Genomic DNA, 14,461 nt, shown 5'->3' with positions numbered 1-14,461 from the left:
AAGGGACAGCGTCCGGCCCGCGCGCCAGCGCCCTCCCCCGGGGAAGCCTCCCTCCCCGGCCAGACCGCCAGCGGTCCGGCCGCGACCCCTGCTGGCGAGACGGGCTCGGAGATCGACACCGACCTGGCCGAGGCCGTGCGCCAGCTCAAGCGCGCCTCGGTGCTGGTGGTGGGCGATGCCATGCTCGACCGCTACGTCTATGGCGCGGTGAAGCGGATCAGCCCCGAGGCGCCGGTTCCCGTCCTGGCGGTGGAACGCGAGGTCGCCATGCCGGGCGGCGCCGGCAACGTGGTGCGCAACCTCACGGCCCTGGGTGCCGCGGTCGCCTTCCTGTCGGTGGTCGGCGACGACCAGGCGGGCTCGGACCTGACCGGCCTGGTCGGCGGCCAGCCCGGCGTCGAGCCCTGGCTGCTGGTGCAGGGCGGCCGGGCGACGACCACCAAGACCCGCTTCATCGCCAGCGGCCAGCAGATGCTGCGCGCCGACCATGAGATCGCGCGGCCGATCCACCAGCGCCTGGCCGACCGGCTGGTGCGGATCGCCGCCGACACGGTGGCCGCCACTTCGGTCATGGTGCTGTCCGACTACCGCAAGGGCGTGCTGGCCGGCGACGTGCCGCAGCGGCTGATCGCCGCCGCCAAGGCCGCCGGCCGCCGCGTCGTGGTCGACCCCAAGGGCGAAGACTTCTCCCGGTATGCGGGCGCCGACATCATCACGCCGAACCGGGCCGAGCTGGCGCTCGCCAGCGGCTTGCCGATCGACACCGAAGAAGAAATCGTCGAGGCGGCGCGGGCACTGCAGGCCCGCCACGGCTTCGGCGCCGTGCTGGTGACCCGCAGCGAGGACGGCATGACCCTGCTGGAGGGCGATGCCGTGCACCACTTCCCGGCCGAGGCGCCGGAAGTGCATGACGTCTCCGGCGCCGGCGACACCGCCGTCGCCGTGCTGGCCGCGGGCATGGCGGCCGGCCTGTCGCTGCCGCTGGCCGCCCGCATCGCCAACATCGCCGGCGGCCTGGTCGTCGGCAAGGTCGGCACGGCGGTCGCCCGCGAATCCGACCTGCTCGAGGCCCTGACCCCCGAGCGCGGCGCGCTGCGCAAGGTGTTGCGCCGGGCGGCGGCGGCCGAGCAGGTCGAGCGCTGGCGCCAGCGTGGCTGGCGCGTCGGCTTCACCAATGGCTGCTTCGACCTGCTGCATCCGGGCCATGTCCACCTGCTGGAGCAGGCGCGGTCCTGGTGCGACCGGCTGGTCGTCGGGCTGAACGCCGATAGCAGCGTCAAGCGCCTGAAGGGCCCGACCCGGCCGATCCAGCCGGAGGCGGCCCGCGCTGCCGTGCTGGCCTCGCTCGCCACCGTCGACCTGGTGACCATCTTCGAGGAAGACACCCCCGTCGAGCTGATCCACCTGCTGCGCCCCGACGTGCTGGTGAAGGGCGCCGATTACCGCGTCGACCAGGTGGTGGGCGGCGAGCTGGTGCAGGAATGGGGCGGCGTGGTGAAGCTGGCGGCGCTGCTGCCGGGCAATTCCACCACGGCGACCGTCGCCCGGATGCGCGGCTGACGCGCATGGAGTGGCCGGCGCTGTTCAACGCCGGCCGTTTTCCTGACCTGGCGCCCCGGCCTGCGGCGGGGCGAAATCCCTTTCAGATCGACCAGGACCGCATCGTCTTCAGCCGCCCCTTCCGCCGGCTGCAGCAGAAGACCCAGGTGCATCCGCTGGTCAGCAACCCGCATGTGCGCAACCGGCTGCTGCACACGCTGGAGGTGGCCTCGATCGGGCGCTCGCTGGGCTTCGCCGTCGGCTCGGAGATGAAGGCCGAGTTGGCCGCCGCCGGGCAGACGCCGGACGACCTGGGCTACCTGGTGCAGGCGGTGTGCCTGGCGCATGACATCGGCAACCCGCCCTTCGGCCATGCCGGCGAGGAGGTGATTTCCGATTTCATGGCCGAGTGGCTGGCCGGGCCCGGGGCGGCCAGCGGGCTGGCGCTCGATGCCGACCTGGCCTGCTTCGACGGCAATGCCCAGGGTTTCCGCATCCTGACGGCAGCCGACGGCTATCGCGAGCGCGGCGGGCTGCAGCTGACCTTCGCGAGCCTCGCCGCCTTCATCAAGTATCCCTGGGACGGCCAGGATCCGCGCGCTGCGCGCGACGGCCGTCCGGGCGTCAAGTTCAACGCCTTCGCCACCGAGGCCAAGGCCTTCGCTGCCGTCGTCGGGGAATGCGGCCTGTCCGGCCCCCTGCCCCGCCACCCGGCGGTCTGGCTGATGGAGGCGGCGGACGACATCACCTATGGCCTGGCCGACCTCGAGGACGCGGTGGAGCTGCAGATCCTTTCCTACGACCAGTACGAGGCGCTGGTGCTGCCGGTCGCCAGGGTCGACCGCGAGCGGCTCGCTGCGGAAGACAGCGTCCCCCAGAAACTGGCGCTGCTGCGCTCCCGCGCCGCCGGGCAGATGATCGGCGAGCTGAAGAAGGGCTTCCTGGAAAACCGGGAGAAGATCCTGGCGGGCGAGATGCCGGTGCGCAAAGGCCTGCTCGACCTTTGCGACGGCGCGCTGCGCAAGGCCTTCGACCGCATCCGCACCACCAACCGCGAGGTGCTCTACCTGCATGCCCGCAAGGTGGAGTTCGAGATCGGCGCCCGCGACACGCTGGAGAAGACGCTGGCCGTCTTCCTGGAGGCCTGCCTGGCCTATGCGCAGAGCGCCGACAAGGATGTGGCCCGCATGAAGCTGCGGCCGCGCCAGGCGCTGTCGCTGATGCAGGATTATCACCCGCGCGCCGGCATGACGGCCAGCGAGACCATCCGCTGCGCCGTCGATTTCGTCGCCGGCATGACCGACAACTACGCCGCGACGCTGGCGGCGCGGCTGCGCGGGCTGTGAGGCAAAAGCCTGGCTGACGCCCGGTATGAAAATCCCGTCAGGATCGATATGAGTGCCGCCGCCTGCCCATGGATGAGCGGAGCCTGACGTGGACACAGTCATCAAGGTCATCAGCCTTGACCGGACCCCCGAACGTTTTGCCTTGTTTCAGAAGATGAACCCCGGCCTCGCCATCGAGCGGGTGGCCGCCTGCGATGGCAGGCTGCTGGACCGCGGCCTCTGCGAGCGGAAGGGTCTCTTCGCGCCGGGCCTGCATTACTCCGCGGGCGCCTGCGGCAGCGCCGTCTCGCATATCATGCTGTGGAACGACTGCATCACCCGCGACGTGCCGGTGCATATCGCCGAGGACGACGCCGTCATCCGCCCGGATTTCCACGACGTCGCGGCACCGCTGCTGGACGCGCTCGGCGACTGGGACATCGTGCTGTGGTCGCACAACGACAACTGGCCGGTCGGGCTGGTCCCACCGGTGCCGGGCACCGTCTCGGTGCTGGAAGGCACGCCGCTGTCGGCGCTGATCCTGGGCGAAGCCTATCCCATCTTCCGCGCCTTCCGCGGGATGCCAGCGCTGGTGCCGCTGGCCTCGGCGGCGGGGCTCGGCCTTTATTCGGTCTCGCCGCAGGGCGCCCGCAAGCTGCTGCGGCGCTGCCTGCCGCTGTCGGGCCAGCCGGCACGCTATGCCCGCGACCTGGCGCAGACCTGGCGCAACACCGCCCTCGATGTCGAGCTGTCGCGCCACTATGCGGGGCTGCGCGCCTTCCTGGCGGTGCCGGTCATGGCGGTGATGATCAACGACGAGACGATGTCGACGATCCTGAACCCGTAGCGGCCCATCCACCGGCCTTCGCCTGCCGGACCAGAGAGGCGCCCGGCCGCCTGGCAGATCTAGCGCAGGCGCGGCCGCGAAGAGCCGGACGGGAACCGAATCACAGGCTGCGGGCCACCAGGATGTTCTGCGACTTGGTGCCTTTCGCGGTCAGCTCGTCCCAGGGCAGCGGCTGGGTCAGGCCGTCATGGCCGATCGACCAGGCCTGGAAGCCCAGATCCTGCAGGAAGCCGACCACGCCGGCCGCGTTGATGCCGCCGCGCACCAGCAGCACGGGCGAGAATTCCATCAGGATCTTCACCTGCGGCGAACGGCGCAGGATCGCCTCCATGCCGCGCAGCGCCCGCCCTTCATAGCCCTCGACATCCATCTTGATGACATCGACGCGGAAGGCCGGGTCGGGGAAGAGCTGGTCCAGCGCCACCACCTCGACCGTCGCGACCGAGCCTTTGGCAGCGCCGCCGGGGGCGCGGATATTGCCGCCGCCGGGCATGTCGACGTTGAAGGTCAGCTCGGCCTGGCCCTTCGCCTCGCCGACCGCGACCGGATGCAGCTTGGCCCAGCGGAAGCCGTTGGTGCGCAGCGAGGCGGTGGCGAGCCCCGCCAGATGCGGATTGGGCTCGAAGGCCTCGACCCGGCCGGTGGCGCCGACCAGCGTCGCCGCATGGATGGCGTAGAAGCCGTGGTTGGCGCCGATGTCGAGCACGGTGTCGCCGCGCTTGACAAGGCTGCGGAACAGCTTGGTGTACTGGCTCTCCCAGCGGCCGGAGGCCAGCAGGTGGATGCCGATGTCGCGGCTGCGGGTGTCGACATAGATGCGATGCCCGCTCTCCAGGAAGGTCATCGCCGTATGGTCGCCGAGATAGAGGCTCTGCGCCTCGGCCATCCGGTTGGCGCGCTTGATCAGGAAGCTGCCGATCTCTTCCTGGCGGGTGGCGATGCGGTCCAGCTTCTGCGCCAGCATCGCCTCCATTCGGGCAAGCTGATCCTCGAGCTCGGCGACGCGGCCGGCCAGCCGCTCCACGTCGCGCCCTTCGGCCAGTTGCTGGTCGGACATCCGCGGCACTCCCGTTGCGTTTGTCGAAAACGTAACGAAACTGCCGGCGGATCATCAAGCCGTCCGCGGATGAAATTCCCGGGGAATTCTCCCCTCATCCCCCGCCGCGCCAGCTGGCCGGCGGCGTGCCGGTGCGGCGCTGGAAGGCGCGGCGCATCCGCTCGTCGTCGCCGAAGCCGCAGCGATGCGCGACGGCGCCGAGCGGCAGGCGGCCTTCGCGCAGCAGGCGCTGCGCCGCCTCCAGCCGCAGCTGCTCGACGGCGCGGGCCGGGGTCCGGCCGGTGCGGGCCAGGAAGGCGCGGGCGAAGCTGCGCGGCGCGAGGCCGGCGCGGGCCGCCAGCGCCTCGACCCGCAGGTCGGCCGAGAGGTTCTCCGCCATCCAGCCGAGCAGCGCCGAGAAATCGCTGTCGCGGCTGTCGGTCTGGGCGGACAGCGCGGCGCTGAGCTGCGCCTGGCCGCCCGGGCGCTTGAGGAAGACCACCAGCGCCCGCGCCACCTGCAGCGCCAGGGCATGGCCCAGATCCTGCTCCACCATGGCCAGCGCCAGGTCGATGCCGGTGGCGACGCCCGCCGAGGTCCAGACCGGCCCGTCCTGGACGAAGATCGGCCCTTCCTGCACCTGCGCCTCGGGATGCGCCTGCCGCAGCGCCGCGCACCAGCGCCAATGGGTGGTGGCACGCCGCCCTTCCAGCAGCCCGGCGGCGCCCAGGATGAAGGCGCCCAGGCAGACCGAGGCCAGCCGCCGCGACCGCGCTGACACCTGGCGCACCGCGTCCAGCAGGGCTGGGTCAGCCGCCGCCGCCTGCGCCCCCGCGCCGCCCGGCAGCAGCAGCGTGTCGAGCGGCCCCTCCGGCAGCGAGTCCCAGGGCTCGGCGGAGAGCGCCGGGCCGAGCTCGGTGCGCACCAGGCCGCCGCCGGGCGCCACGAAATGCAGCCGGTAGGCCGTGCCGCCGGCCAGCCGGTCGGCGGCGGCGAAGACTTCGGCGGGGCCGGCGACGTCGAGCAGCATCACCCCGGGATAGAGCGGCAGCACGATGCTGCGCGGCCCGGCGGGCGAGGGCGTGGCAGGAAAGGAGGGCAGGTTGTCCTTCATCCTCAGCGCCCTCGCGCGCAGCATGGCCGGCGTCAAGCTTCCGGAGGACCGCCCGTGACCGATGCCATCAACGCGACCTGCCCCTGGTCGGGCAAGCCGGTGGAGCCCGATTCGCTGACCACCTGGCGCGACCAGGTGGTGGGCTTCTGCAACACCGGCTGCCGCGACAAGTTCGCCAAGGTGGAAGCGCATTTCGAGATGGCCGCGCGCGCCCTGCCGGCACCGCCGACGCTGTTCGAGCTGGGCGGCGGCCCGCCCCCCGCGGCGCGGCTGTCCGAGGCGGTGCTGGTGGTGATCGACGCCCAGGGCGAATACCGCGAGGGCCGCCTGCCGCTGGCCGGCATCGACGCGGCCGCGGCGGTGGTGGCCGGGCTCCTGGCCCGGGCGCGGGCGGCGGGGACACCGGTGATCCATGTGGCGCATGCTGGCGCCCCCGGCGGCGCCTTCGACCGCGCCGGCCCGGGCGGCGCCTTCCTGCCGGAAGCCGCCCCGCTGGCCAGCGAGGTGATCGTCGAAAAGAAGCTGCCGAACGGCTTCGCGGGGACCGACCTGCAGGAGCGCATCGTCGCGACGGGGCGCAAGACGATCCTGCTGGCCGGGTTCATGACGCATCTCTGCATCTCGACCACGGCGCGGGCGGCGCTCGACCTGGGGCTGCCCGTCACCATCGCGGGCGACGCCACGGCGACGCGCGCCCTGCCCGACCCGCTGGGCGGGGCGCCGCTGCCGGCGGCGGCGCTGCAGCGGGCGAGCCTGGCGGCGCTGGCCGACCGCTTCGCCGTGATCCGGCCGGCCGCCGCCATCGAGGCTTAACGGATCGGCGAGGCGCCCGGCCGCCCGGCGGCGCCGTCGATCGCCCGGCCCAGCGCGGTGCCGGGCGGGTTGGCCGGCGTCCCGTCCGACTGCTGCGGATAGGCGCCGGAGGTGTTGGTGCCCGCCGCCCGGTCCAGCGCCCGGCTGGCGGCGGTGCCCGGCGGATTGCCCGGGGTGCCGTCGCGCTGGCCGGGATAGGCGCCCGAGACATCGGTGCCGGCGGCGCGGTCCAGCGCCCGGGTGCCCGCGTTGTTGCGCAGCGTCTCGGCATTGCCGCCGCTCTGCGGCGCGGCGGAGGGCGCCGGGGCCGACGGCGCCGGCTGGCTGGACGGCGAGGCCGGCGCGGTCTGCGCCACGCCAGGCCGAACCAGGGCGGTCCCGCCGATCAGCGAGGCGGCCAGCAGGAGGGGGGTCAGTCGCATGCGGCTTGCTCCTTCCGTCGCGGCCCTCGGGGTCGGGGCGGCTTTCGCCAGGGGAAACGGCGCAGCCCCGGCCTGGGTTGCCCCGGCTCTCCCCCACCCTGCCCTGCCCTCGGCGGCGCGGAGCGGCTAAGCTGCGGGCCGTCGTCTGGCTGGGACACGGGATGCCGCCTGAGCTCGTTTACGAGGATGAGGAGATGCTGGCGCTCTACAGCCCCGGCGCCTCGGACTACACGCTGGTCACCTTCGGCGGGCTGGCGACGCGGCCGGAGCCCGGGCGCTTCTGGGCGCAGCCGGCGGTGGAACGGCTGGAGCTCGACGCGCTGGGCTTCGTCGCCAAGCGGGAGAACTGGTATCCGACCGCCAGCATGCGCCGCGCCGCGCTGGCGCTGGCCGGCATCGGCCGCGGGCGGCGGCTGGGCTATGGCCATGGCATGGGCGCCTTTGCGGCGCTGAAGCATGGCCGGCGGCTCGGGCTGCAGCGGGCGCTGGCGGTCTCGCCGCCGGCCAGCATCGACCCCGGCGCGACGCCCTGGGACCGCCGCTTCCGCGGCCATTTCAGCGCCGCCCTGCATCCCGACATGTGGCTGCACCGCCGCGACCTGGCCGAGTGGAGCGCCGCGATCTGCGACCCCTGGGGGCCCGCCGAGGCCGGGCATGGCCCGCTGCTGGCCGCCGCCGGCGCCCGCCTGGTCGCCGCCCCCTTCCTGCAGGGCCAATCGATCTTCCTGCTGGGGCAGCCGCAGGTCCTGCGGCAGGCGCTGGAGCTGGTCTGGGCGCGGGACGCGGCCGGGCTGCGCGGCCTGCTGCGGGGCCGGCGGTCGCGCTCGGCACGCTGGCACCAGACGCTGGCCGCCGTCGCCCGCCGCCACCGCCATGAGGCCTGGGCCGCGGCGCTGGAGGCGCGCGCCGCGGCGCTGGAAGGCAAGAACCGGCGCCTGGTGAAAAGCCTGGCGCCCAAGGAGGCCTGATCGCCTCCGGCGACCGCGCGTTACCGTGGCGGCAGGTAGCTCTTGCGGTCGAGATAGGCGCGGCGCCAGCGGTTGATCACCACCTTCTCGAACAGCCCGACCTTGGAAAAGGGGTCGGCGGCGATCAGTGCCTCGGCCTCTTCGCGGGTCTCCACATCAACGATGTAGAAGCCGCCGCCGGCATCGCTGCCGTCATCCTTCAGCTTGGCGCCGCAGGCCAGCAGCTTGTCGACGACGCCGTCGAGATAGTCGAGATGCTCGGCGCGGGTCGCCTGGCGCAGCGCTTGGTGGTCAGGCTTGTCCCAGGTCTCGATCAGATAGGGCATGGCGTTCCTCAAGGGATTCTTGGACGCGGCCAGCCTAGACCCTGCCGCGCGCGGCGCCACCCTGCCGCGGGCCGGAAAACGCATCGAAGCGGATCGAAGGAAGGGGGCGCGGACCGAGGTTGCACGCCCTGCCCGCGTGCAAATTGAGTAACCGGCGGCGTCCCCCTTCAGGTGCCGCGCGGCTGGAACGACCGGTTCGCATAGTGCGGTCGATCCCCTCGGTCCGCTCCCGGACATGGCCTCCCCTGCAGGCCAGGCCCGGTGTCCCGCAGCAGTTCGAAAGCGCCGGCGGAGGCCCGGGGAGAATGCGGGATCCGGATTGCGGTGGGACGGTAGTGAACCGCCCTCCGCCAGCACTCGTCTGCAACTGCGAGTTATTCGCAATAAGACCTGTCCGGCTCCGGCGTCAAGCGCGATGTGCCTTCACACGCAAAAAAGATCGCCCGCATCCGGCGACTTCCGCCCAAGCCCCTGATAGAAAAGGAAAAGAAAAACGACGTCGGAAACGAATCCGCGCCGTCCTGCAGATCCGGACAGGCAGGGAGGCGCTCGCGAAGGCGCTCCCATTGCCCATCTCAGTTGCGAATCCGACGCCGCAGTTGCGAAAGCGCCGGACCGCCTTGGCTCAGATCACCAGCTCGATCAGGAACGGCGCCTGCTGGGCGCAGGACTGCGCCAGCAGGTCGGCCACCTGCTCCAGCGAGGTCGCCTGCGCGGCCTCGACGCCCATGCCGTTGGCCAGCTTCACCCAGTCCAGCGTCGGGTTGCCGAGGTCCAGCATGCCCATCGCCGTCGGGCCCGGATTGGCGCCCACGTTCTGGTACTCGCCGAGCAGGATCTGGTACTTGCGGTTGGCCAGCACGATGGTGGTCACCGGCAGCTTCTCGCGCGCCTGGGTCCACAACGCCTGGAGCGTGTACATCCCCGACCCGTCGGCCTGCAGGTTGATCACCCGGCGCTTGCCGCCGGCGCCGATGGCAGCGCCCGTGGCCAGCGGCATGCCGCAGCCGATGGCGCCGCCGGTCAGCTGCAGCCAGTCATGCGCGGGCGCCGCGAAGGTCTCCTTGAAGAAGCCGCGGCCGAAGGAGACGCTCTCATCGGCGATGATCGCCCCTTCCGGCATCAGCGCCGCGACGGTGCGCGCCAGGCCCTCGGGCGTCGGCGCGCCGCGGGCGGCCTCCGGGCGCGGGCCGGGGTCGGGCATGGCCACCGCCGGAGCGCCGAGTTCCTCGACCAGGGCGCGCAGCGAGGCCTCGGCATCCTGCTCGAAGCGCGACAGCACGTGGATCTCGCAGTTCTCCGGATAGTGCAGGCCGCGCTTCTCGGGATAGGCGAAGAAGCCGACGGGGGCGCGGGCATTGACCAGCACCAGGTGCTCGACCCAGGACATGGCCTGCAGGGCGGCGTCGGTCGGATAGGGCACGCGCTCCAGCGGATAGGCGCCCTGGCCGCGGGTCATGCGGGCATTCGACACCTCGGAGAGCAGCTTCGCCCCATGCGCCGAGGCGGCGCGCCAGGCCAGCGCCTGGGCCTCGCCGCGCAGCGCGGCGCCGCCCAGCAGGATCAGCACGTTCTTCTTCTCGCGCAGCACGCGGGCGATGCTGCGCACCACCAGCGGATCGGCGACCGAGGGGGTCGGCACCGGCAGCGCCTCGGCGGGGACCGCGCCCTCGTTCCAGGCGGTGTCGGCGGGCAGCACCAGCGTCGCCACCTGGCCGGGCGCGGTGCGGGCGGCCTGCACGGCGACGGCGGCATCGGCGCCGACCTGCGCCGCGCTCATCGAGGTGCGCACCCAGTGGGAGGCGCCGCGCGCCCAGCCCTCGGTGTCGGCGGTCAGCGGCGCGTCGTGCTGGCGGTGATAGGTGGCCTGGTCGCCGACCACGTTGACCACGCCGCTGCGGGCGCGGCGGGCGTTGTGCAGGTTGGCCAGGCCATTGGCCAGGCCGGGGCCGCAATGCAGCAGGGTGGCGGCGGGCTTGCCGGCCATGCGGAAATAGCCGTCGGCCATGCCGGTGACGATGTTTTCCTGCAGCCCCAGCACGCAGCGCATGCCGGGGATCCGGTCGAGGGCCGCGACGAAATGCATCTCGCTGGTGCCAGGATTGGCAAAACAAACGTCCACGTCGCTCTTCAGCAGCGTGTGGACCAGGCTCTCGGCTCCGTTCACCGGCGTCTCTCCCTCGCGCGTGATCGCCTGAGGCGGCCTCGCCGAAAGGCGTGAATCACCGCTCAAGCAATAAGCTGGACCCTGGTCAGCGCCGCTTCCGCGCTGACCAGGGTCCAGCGAACGAGCGGAAGCCTGCCGGCAAAGCGGCAGGAGGCCAAGGTCGCGGGTATCGCCTGTCGATCAGGTCCAAGAAAAAAAGCCGGGGCCGCGCCGCCGGCTTTCCTTTCAGGTCACGCCAGCCAGGCCGGCACCGGCAGATTCTTCTCCCGCAGGAAGTCTGGATTGAACAGCTTCGACTGGTAGCGGGCGCCGCCGTCGCAAAGGATGGTGACGATGGTATGCCCGGGCCCCATGGCCCTGGCGACGCGCACGGCCGCGGCGACGTTGAGGCCCGCGCTGCCGCCGACCGAGAGGCCTTCCTCGACAAGGAGGGAAAAAACCCAGCGCAGCGCCTCGGCGTCGGGGATGGTCTCGGCGCCGTCGATCGGCGCGCCTTCCAGGTTGCCGGGGACGCGGGCGGCCTGGCCGATGCCCTCGGTGATCGAATTGCCGGGGCTGGCCTTCACCGCGCCGGTGGTGACCCAGGGGGCCAGGGCGCTGCCCTCAGGATCGGCCAGCACGATTTTCACCCCTTCGCTCTGCGCCTTCAGCGCGCGGGCGATGCCGGCCAGCGTGCCGCCGGTGCCGCAGGAGCAGGTGAAGGCGTCGATCCGGCCCGCCGTCTGCGCCCAGATCTCGGGGCCGGTGGTGGCCTCATGCGCCCGGGCATTGGCCAGGTTGTCGAACTGGTTGGCCCAGACCGCCCCGGTCTCCTCGGCCAGGCGGCGCGAGACATGGACATAGTTGCCGGGATCGCTGAAGGGCCGTGCCGGGACCAGCCGCAGGTCGGCGCCGATCATCCGGAGGAAGTCGAGCTTCTCGCGGCTCTGCGTCTCGGGCACGACGATGATGCTCTTCCAGCCGCGCGCATTGGCGGCGAGCGCCAGGCCGATGCCGGTGTTGCCCGCGGTGCCCTCGACCACGGTGCCGGGCTGGCCGGGGACCAGCAGGCCGCGATCGACCGCATCCTGCAGGATGCCGAGCGCCGCCCGGTCCTTCACCGAGCCGCCGGGATTCATGAACTCGGCCTTGCCCAGGATCTCGCAGCCGGTTTCCTCGGAGGCGCGCTTCAGCCGGATCAGGGGCGTGTTGCCCACCGCGCCCCAGAAGCCGTCGGCGATCGTGCTCGTCATCGGTCGGTGTTCACCCTGCGCTGGCCTTCAGGGCAGAAAATCACGCAGCCTGATCGTGTGTCAATCGGCCCTGCCCACCAGGCCCCCGCCGGATTTTTACACCAGATCGACGTAAAAAAGGCCCGGAGCGGATGCCCCGGGCCTCGAGAGCCGCTCGGCGCCGGCAGCGGGCCCCGACGGGAGAGGATTAGTTGCCCGGCTCGGGGTGGCGCAGCAGCCACAGCCGCTCATGCGCCGCCACCAGCGTCTCCATGTTCTTGCGGCGGTTCTGGTCGGGCACGCTCGGACGGCGCGTCACCATGGTCTCCAGAATCCGCAGCAATTCTTCCGCCACCTCGAAATCGCTCTGGTCGCAGGCCTGATGGAAGGCGATCAGGATCTTGTCCGACAGGCGGCGGGTGTGCCTGGGCGCGACCTGGGTGGGAGGCCGCAGGGTCTCCGCGGCCGTCCGCACCTCGGACCATTCATCCGCCATGTTCATGTTGCTCCTCATGCTGCCGCCACGCCGGGATTTTCCACAGTGCCTGCCTTCGTCATAAGACCGGACCGACTCGCTGAACGGTGAACCTACTCGACCCAGTGCATGATGCACAGATCCGTGAATAGGTTCTTAATTTCGTTAACAAAGCCGCGCGTAACGCCTTACCGCTCAGCCCGGCTCCAGGTCAGCGCCGGGCGAGCTGCCCACGCACCGCCTCGGCGATCGCCTCGGGGCTGGATTGCGGCCGCAGCAGCGTCCGCACCTTCCCGTCCCGACCGATCAGATAGATGAAGGACGAGTGGTCCATCAGGTATTCGGACATCTCAGGTCGGTTCACTTTCGAATAGAAAACGCGGAAGCGCCGGGCGGTTTCGGCGACCTGCGTCACGGATCCGGTCAGTCCGACCATCCTGGGATGGAAATTCGTCACGTAGAGCTTCATCTGCGCCGGATCGTCGCGCTCCGGGTCGACGGTGAAGAAGGCCGGGGTGACGCGGGCCTGCTCGGCCTCGCTCAGCTTGTCCATGGCGGCGGCGATCGAGCCCAGCTCGGTCGGGCAGACGTCGGGGCAGAAGGAATAGCCGAAATAGGCGACCATCAGCGTGTCGTCGAAATTCGCCTGGGTGACCGGCCTGCCGTCCTGGTCGACCGCCGACCAGGCGCCGCCCAGCGTCAGGCCCTGGGGCAGCTGCATGCCGCCGGCCGAGACCGGCACCGGCGCCTCGCCACCGGTCAGCGACGCCACCTGGCGCAGGAAGGCGTCGCCGATCGGCTCGCCCTCCTGGCGGCCGAACCAGGCCACCCCCCAGAGGCCGGCGAGACCGAGGATCAGGATCAGGACCAGGGCGCGGACGAGACGTTGCATGACGCCCGGTTTAGCCCATGCGCGCGGTTTTGGGAGGGGACGCTTTGTCCTGGCCGCGTGACCGGTTGCCTCAGAGGTGGCGCTTCAGCAGCCCGCCCAGCGCCGCCATGCCGCGCTCGATGGTCTCGAAGTCCGGCGCCGAGTAGCTCAGCCGGGCGTGGTTCGGCCGCGGGGTGACGGGGAAGAAGCTGGCGCCCGGCACATAGGCGACGCGGGCCTTGGGCAGCGCGTGGTCGCGCATGAAGGCGGTGGCGTCGAAGCCCTCGGGGAAGGTCAGCCAGGTGAACATGCCGCCCTCGGGGTCGGTGCAGGTGACCGATTGCGGGAAATGCCGCCGGATCGCTCCCAGCATTTTTTCCTTCTTCTCGGCATAGGCGGCGCGGATCGTCGCGATATGGGCGTCGACGTCGAAGCGCTCGAGGAACAACGAGGCCGCCGCCATGTTCAGCGTGCTGCATTGCGTGTCGGCGGCCAGCTTCAGCAGGGTCAGCCGCTCGATCACCGGGCGCGAGGCCACCGCCCAGCCCAGCCGCAACCCCGGCGCCAGGATCTTCGAGAAGCTGCCGAGGAAGATGACGCGGCCCGACCGGTCCAGGCTTTTCAACGTGGGCAAATGCTCGCCGGCGAAGCGCAGCGGCCGGTAGGGCGTGTCCTCGATCACCATCAGGTCGAATTTTTCCGCCAGCTCCAGCAGGCGGCGACGGCGCGGCAGGCTCATGGTGACGCCGGTCGGGTTCTGGAAATCGGGGATGGTGTAGATCACCCGCGCCTGGGGCGTCGCCTTCAGCACCGCCTCCAGCGCGTCGGTGTCCATCCCCTCGGCATCCATCGGCACCGCGGCATAGCGCGGCTGGCAGGGGTCGAAGGCGATCAGGGCGCCCAGGAAGGTCGGATCCTCGGTGACCACCACGTCGCCCGGGTCCAGCAGCAGCCGGCCCAGCAGGTCCAGCCCCTGCTGGCCGCCCTGCAGCACCAGCACCTCCTCCACGGAGCACGGCGCGCCGTCGGCCGCCATGCGCGCGGCGATCTGGGCGCGCAGCTGCGGCCGGCCCTCGGCCACGGTGTATTGCAGCGCGGCACCGCCGGTGCCGCCGATCGCGTCCCGGAAGACCTCTTCCAGCCCGGCGATGGGAAACAGCCCGGCATCGGGATAGCCGCCGCCGAAGGACATCACCCCGGGCTCGGCGCCCAGCCGCAGCAGCTCGCCGATGGCATTGGGCTGCACCTGCTGCATGCGCTGCGCCCAGCGCGGGGTTGTGACGGCGTCCATCGGGCGGTTCCTCGGGGGTTTTTGCGACCCCCTGCATAGCGCGCCGGCGCCGGCGC

At 71.5% G+C, this 14,461-nt stretch carries 14 protein-coding genes; 5 read left to right on the top strand and 9 right to left on the bottom strand.

Annotated elements, in window-relative coordinates; translation table 11 throughout:
• Positions 1 to 111 precede the first annotated feature (111 nt).
• The 3 genes from rfaE1 (at position 112) to BKE38_RS10330 (ending at position 3,711) form a co-directional block, all read left to right on the top strand.
• Positions 112 to 1,560: a D-glycero-beta-D-manno-heptose-7-phosphate kinase gene (rfaE1, locus tag BKE38_RS10340; RefSeq protein WP_076957240.1), complete on the top strand. Its 1,449-nt coding sequence runs from the start codon at positions 112 to 114 to the stop codon at positions 1,558 to 1,560.
• Positions 1,561 to 1,565: 5 nt separating this feature from the next.
• Positions 1,566 to 2,885, top strand: coding sequence for a dGTP triphosphohydrolase (gene dgt / locus BKE38_RS10335; RefSeq protein ID WP_076957237.1), 1,320 nt, complete (start codon positions 1,566 to 1,568; stop codon positions 2,883 to 2,885).
• Between the two features lie 88 nt (positions 2,886 to 2,973).
• Entirely contained in the window at positions 2,974 to 3,711 is a 738-nt protein-coding gene (locus BKE38_RS10330) for a glycosyltransferase family 25 protein (RefSeq protein WP_076957236.1), read from the top strand.
• Positions 3,712 to 3,811: 100 nt separating this feature from the next.
• Here BKE38_RS10330 and BKE38_RS10325 read toward each other — a convergent pair whose 3' ends face one another.
• Positions 3,812 to 4,768 (bottom strand): FkbM family methyltransferase, encoded by a 957-nt coding sequence (locus BKE38_RS10325; protein WP_076957235.1) that lies wholly within the window; start codon positions 4,766 to 4,768, stop codon positions 3,812 to 3,814.
• A gap of 94 nt (positions 4,769 to 4,862) precedes the next feature.
• A complete protein-coding gene (locus tag BKE38_RS10320) occupies positions 4,863 to 5,885 on the bottom strand; it encodes a GlxA family transcriptional regulator (protein WP_242662307.1) in 1,023 nt (340 codons plus the stop codon).
• A 30-nt stretch (positions 5,886 to 5,915) separates the two neighbouring features.
• On the opposite strand from BKE38_RS10320, the gene BKE38_RS10315 reads away from it, so the two are divergent.
• Positions 5,916 to 6,674 (top strand): isochorismatase family protein, encoded by a 759-nt coding sequence (locus BKE38_RS10315; RefSeq protein ID WP_242662306.1) that lies wholly within the window; start codon positions 5,916 to 5,918, stop codon positions 6,672 to 6,674.
• Here BKE38_RS10315 and BKE38_RS33180 read toward each other — a convergent pair.
• The gene (locus BKE38_RS33180) at positions 6,671 to 7,096 is read right to left on the bottom strand and encodes a hypothetical protein (RefSeq protein ID WP_242662305.1); all 426 of its coding nucleotides are present in this window, start codon (positions 7,094 to 7,096) and stop codon (positions 6,671 to 6,673) included. The two genes, BKE38_RS10315 and BKE38_RS33180, sit on opposite strands and share 4 nt — an antisense overlap.
• Before the next feature lie 161 nt (positions 7,097 to 7,257).
• Between BKE38_RS33180 and BKE38_RS30755 the strand changes: the two genes are divergently transcribed.
• Positions 7,258 to 8,064, top strand: coding sequence for a hypothetical protein (locus BKE38_RS30755; RefSeq protein WP_131829554.1), 807 nt, complete (start codon positions 7,258 to 7,260; stop codon positions 8,062 to 8,064).
• A gap of 20 nt (positions 8,065 to 8,084) precedes the next feature.
• Here BKE38_RS30755 and BKE38_RS10300 read toward each other — a convergent pair whose 3' ends face one another.
• The 6 genes from BKE38_RS10300 to BKE38_RS10275 all read right to left on the bottom strand — a co-directional run bounded on the left by BKE38_RS10300 (position 8,085) and on the right by BKE38_RS10275 (position 14,405).
• Positions 8,085 to 8,390 carry a YciI family protein gene (locus BKE38_RS10300; RefSeq protein WP_076957234.1) on the bottom strand — a complete coding sequence of 102 codons (306 nt, stop codon included), beginning with the start codon at positions 8,388 to 8,390 and terminating at the stop codon, positions 8,085 to 8,087.
• Positions 8,391 to 9,015: 625 nt separating this feature from the next.
• The gene (locus BKE38_RS10295) at positions 9,016 to 10,557 is read right to left on the bottom strand and encodes an acetolactate synthase large subunit (protein ID WP_076957233.1); all 1,542 of its coding nucleotides are present in this window, start codon (positions 10,555 to 10,557) and stop codon (positions 9,016 to 9,018) included.
• 230 nt (positions 10,558 to 10,787) lie between these two features.
• Complete coding sequence (locus BKE38_RS10290) at positions 10,788 to 11,789, bottom strand: cysteine synthase A (protein ID WP_076957232.1); 1,002 nt, start codon at positions 11,787 to 11,789, stop codon at positions 10,788 to 10,790.
• Positions 11,790 to 11,976: 187 nt separating this feature from the next.
• A complete protein-coding gene (locus BKE38_RS10285) occupies positions 11,977 to 12,270 on the bottom strand; it encodes a hypothetical protein (RefSeq protein ID WP_076957231.1) in 294 nt (97 codons plus the stop codon).
• 184 nt (positions 12,271 to 12,454) lie between these two features.
• A complete protein-coding gene (locus tag BKE38_RS10280) occupies positions 12,455 to 13,135 on the bottom strand; it encodes an SCO family protein (RefSeq protein WP_076957230.1) in 681 nt (226 codons plus the stop codon).
• Between the two features lie 70 nt (positions 13,136 to 13,205).
• Entirely contained in the window at positions 13,206 to 14,405 is a 1,200-nt protein-coding gene (locus tag BKE38_RS10275) for an aminotransferase-like domain-containing protein (RefSeq protein ID WP_076957229.1), read from the bottom strand.
• Positions 14,406 to 14,461: the final 56 nt, after the last annotated feature.

Source organism: Teichococcus deserti (assembly GCF_001982615.1).
Lineage (GTDB): Bacteria > Pseudomonadota > Alphaproteobacteria > Acetobacterales > Acetobacteraceae > Pseudoroseomonas > Pseudoroseomonas deserti.
The sequence above is the reverse complement of the archived record's forward strand: the minus strand, read 5'-3'. Positions and strand labels throughout refer to the sequence as shown.